This window comes from Methanobrevibacter ruminantium, from assembly GCF_016294135.1.
In the GTDB taxonomy this organism is placed as follows: Archaea; Methanobacteriota; Methanobacteria; order Methanobacteriales; family Methanobacteriaceae; genus Methanobrevibacter; species Methanobrevibacter ruminantium_A.
In genome coordinates this window covers 1-3,302 of sequence record NZ_JAEDCO010000071.1, presented here as the reverse complement: position 1 = coordinate 3,302, position 3,302 = coordinate 1, and the positions used below count along the sequence as shown (strand labels likewise).

General features: G+C 33.6%; 3 protein-coding genes. All 3 read right to left on the bottom strand.

Annotation, left to right across the window (positions count from 1 at the left end):
* On the bottom strand, nucleotides 1–296 hold a 296-nt coding region (locus tag VW161_RS08795; protein WP_325192956.1), incomplete at its 3' end, for a hypothetical protein.
* A gap of 18 nt (nucleotides 297–314) precedes the next feature.
* The gene (locus VW161_RS08790; protein ID WP_325192955.1) at nucleotides 315–1,715 is read right to left on the bottom strand and encodes a hypothetical protein; all 1,401 of its coding nucleotides are present in this window, start codon (nucleotides 1,713–1,715) and stop codon (nucleotides 315–317) included.
* An 18-nt stretch (nucleotides 1,716–1,733) separates the two neighbouring features.
* Nucleotides 1,734–3,302, bottom strand: a 1,569-nt coding sequence (locus tag VW161_RS08785; protein ID WP_325192954.1) for a hypothetical protein, incomplete at its 5' end; no start/stop codon positions are given.

Here is a 3,302-nt window from a genome sequence, read left to right as displayed (position 1 = left end):
CCACCATGGGTAATATCTCCACCGGGAGTATAATTGGACTTCTTCATTGCCCAATCCTTATAGGTTTCTCTCCATCCATCATAGAGCTTAACCTCATTAAATACCATCATCCACTCGCCCTTGCCAGTGAAATTGCAAACTCCGTTTGCATAATCATACTTTACAAACTGACCATTCTCAAGAATCTCAATTGAATTATCAGCGGGAAGCTGAGCATAGATTTGAGCAGTTCTTTGAGCTGACAGATGATTAGGTTCAACCTGACCGAAACCAGTTCTTTTAATAGTTGTAGCCATCTATAAGTCTCCTCCTTATTAATTTCTACTATTTTTAGTATTTCTAACTGCAGAAATCCAAGCGGGAACAGAATTAATCGAAGCATCATCTAAGCCAAATGTAACAGCAGGCTTTTCATCAGATTCGCTTTCAGTGTTCATACTCATTTCTGCTAGGCTCTTTTTAGTAAAGATAACAGAAAGCTTACTTTCAATTTCCTCAAGAGTAAACTTATCTTTATTATCAACAACTTCTTTTTTATCTTCATCGGATAACATATAGAAGCTCTTAATCATTTCATCTTTCTTTGCGCTTTCAACTTCATTTTTGAAAGCTACCAGAGCTTGATAGTTCTTCTGTAATTCTGAAAATTGTGCCTTGAGTTCTTCGTGTTCAGCAGAAAGGGCGGAGAACTTTTTCTTATCTTCGTCTTCCTCTTCATCTTTCTTATCGTCAGAAGAATCGTCCTTCTTTTCTTCATCTTCCTGCTTTGCACATTTAGACTTCTTGTCCTCATCATCTTCCTGCTTTGCGCATTTAGACTTCTTGTCCTCGTCGTCTTCCTTCTTGCTAAAATCTTCAGTTACAGGAGTTTCTATATTCTCTTGATTTTCAGTTGCATCATTTTGAACAGTGTTGTCCACATTTTCTGTTCCTTCAGTAAATGTATCTTCTGCGGCAGGAGCTTCAGAAACTACATCTTCTGTTGGTGTAACCTTGTTTTCATCTAAAGACATTTGATTTCCTCCTTCTAATGCAGTCCTTAATTCCTGCATCATAGTAAATAGTGTCTTTTTGAAGCCATCATCTAAATTAAAAGATGCGCTTACCTTTGGAGCAGTAACGCTTGAACCTTCAAAGCAAGGCTCAACATCATCTCCCAAAACACATAATTTTGAAATTATCGCATCATTTATTATGAAAAAATCCATGCCTGTTTTAATATTTTCTGACCAATGTCCATCTAAAGTTTCTTCATCAAGTTCCATTGAGTGCGGCTTGCCATCGCCCTCAACTACACTTTTACATTCTTCATATTGACCTGTCCACAAATATCCAGTAGTCATAAGATATTCTCTTGTGATGCTATTTCCAAAATCGTCGTAATCGTCAAATTTTTGAAACCACACTTTTGCATCAGGAGCAACGAATCCATAAGGACGAGTCATACATTCAAAATGTATGCCTTCATCATCAAAGATTACTTTTTCTCCATGATCTGCAAAATCTTCTTTGGAATCTTTATAGTAACCCACAATGGGGGCTCCGCGTAATGTTTTTGCCATTTCAGTAGCTACATCTTTAGTAATATAGCTATGATTGCGATTTTCTCCAAGATAAAAAACCTTAATTTCACATTTAGACATTAAAGGATTAATGTCTAATGGCTCAAGATTTATAAACTCTGGAGAATCAATAGTTGCAATAGATTGATGCATTTATTAAATCTCCTTTCTTTAGCTCATACTTTCTCGGTTCGCTATTGTTTTTTCACTTTTTTGGTCATCCTCTTTTTCTTTTCTGCCCACTTTATTATCTTCGCTAGAAGAAGAACTTCCATTCTTACTAGTACCAAGAATTTCTGCGTTCATAGTACTTGACATTAGAGGAGGAATAAATACATGAACCAAATCAAGAATATCATTCTCAAAGAAAGCGTTTGCCAAAATAGAACTTTGTGATTGACCCAAAGCAATTTGCGGCAACATCTTTGAATAACCGAGTTGAGTTTGCTCTTTGTATAATTTAGCCATTTCTTTATAATTGTAAATGGTTGTTGTTAAAATTTGTGCCCTAAAGAACACTTTTTTAGGAGATTTATTAAATGGAGTTAATATATCATTTAAAAATGATTCAAATTGCAATAATAAATTATACATTGCAGCTTCATCATTTAAAATGGACTTTTCAAGAGCAATATTTCCGTCTGTATTAAATAAGTTTTGTGCAGTACCAGACTCATTATAAACAGTTCTTTCAACTTTTTCTAATTCGTCTGTCGTTGTGGTTGTGCTTTTATCAGCCATATCCGCAACTTCCACATCAGCAAAAGTAGTTAATACATCTATTCCTATTGCTTTTCCTAGCATTTGTACTGCATTATTATGCAATTCTTTTGCTTCATCAACATCAAAAACTAAATCGCCATTTTTATCCATTGGCATTTTTTGAATAATAATTTTTAATAGTTGCTGCGCCATCTTTTTTCTATCTAACTCTTGCGCCTCATCCAAATCGATAATCGCAGGAATGACAGAAATTAAAGCAGGAAAATCTTCTCCATTAACATTAAATTTAATTGTTAAAGAAGGGTCTAATAAATACCATCCTGAAGTATCACCTTGGAAATCTGGAACCAATTTTCCTTGTTTATATAAACTATAACCTTTTTTAAATTCCGCGGGAAACAAATTTAATATCTTCATTCTTTGAACTGTATCTCTATAATAATCATCAAAAAACTTCATATTAAATTCAATTGCGGGACGACCATTCACGCTATATCTAGTTCTACAATATTTAACAGGTAACTCTTGAATAGACATTCTTTTCTCTGATGGAATTAAATATCCATAATAGCAACCATTTCGTAAAACCTTTAAAGCGATTTCTCCAAAAAGGCGTTTTAATTCAGAATTATCAAAAAATAAAAGTGCTTTATTAAATTCTGATAATGCCTTTTCGCCATTCTTCATATTATCTCCTTCTATATAAGGAGTTATCATCCAATCATATCTATATAGATATGCCATATAACGACAAAGACGAGAATAAATACCGCTAATTCTATAAAAGAAGTTTGAAGCATCTCTCATTGTGTCTAAATCATAGTTATTGATAGCTTGAAGAATTGTTTGCTTATCTGATAATCTAGAATTAACTTTTTTGTAATCTCCTAGAGTAACAATAGCATCATCAAGATTTTTAATTCCTACTTTTATTCTTGAGAAATCTACGCTACGAAAATTATTTCCATATTCATCGGTGCTATTTTCAAGGTTCATAGAAAAACCTTTTTCTTTTAT

What these genes read in the sequence shown, in the direction of transcription:
- VW161_RS08790 (WP_325192955.1), bottom strand. Translation starts at nt 1,715, where the DNA reads ATGCATCAATCTATTGCAACTATTGATTCTCCAGAGTTTATAAATCTT.